Genomic DNA, 492 nt, shown 5'->3' on the forward strand with positions numbered 1-492 from the left:
GTTGGCGTTTGTGCACTTAAGCACCGTACAGCTTCAATTAGATTCATATACCAAAACGCTTGATTCAGTTAATTTCGCTAGAACTCATTTCCTTAATCTTCACATCACAGTAATAAATCACTGTTAGTGTTGATCTTAAAAACGAGTTTGAACAAATTATTTCAACTCAAATATATTCTGTTAATGATTTTTCCAGCCTTCGTCAGGTCAGGAAACTGTGATAAATCACAGAGATTATCAAGTGCGCGTATCATAACGCTTGTACTTGTTAATCTCTAGGATCTCATCACTTGATCGCTTAGGAACTAAACAACTTCATCACTGTATGCTTACATACTGCGCGAAGCGTAGCTTCTTGCTTAAATTTCAAGTAAAAGCAGTGCTTTTATGATCTTGAAATTTGGTGGAGACTAGGAGAGTCGAACTCCTGACCTCCTGCGTGCAAAGCAGGCGCTCTACCAACTAAGCTAAGTCCCCAGCTTATCAATAAGT

1 tRNA gene is annotated in these 492 nt (G+C 38.4%); it reads right to left on the reverse strand.

From position 1 onward, the window contains the following. Positions 1-401: 401 nt before the first annotated feature. Positions 402-477, reverse strand: a tRNA-Ala gene (locus NI470_RS15685). Positions 478-492 lie beyond the last annotated feature (15 nt).

This window comes from Acinetobacter lwoffii (assembly GCF_024129115.1).
Classification (GTDB): Bacteria; Pseudomonadota; Gammaproteobacteria; order Pseudomonadales; family Moraxellaceae; genus Acinetobacter; species Acinetobacter lwoffii_T.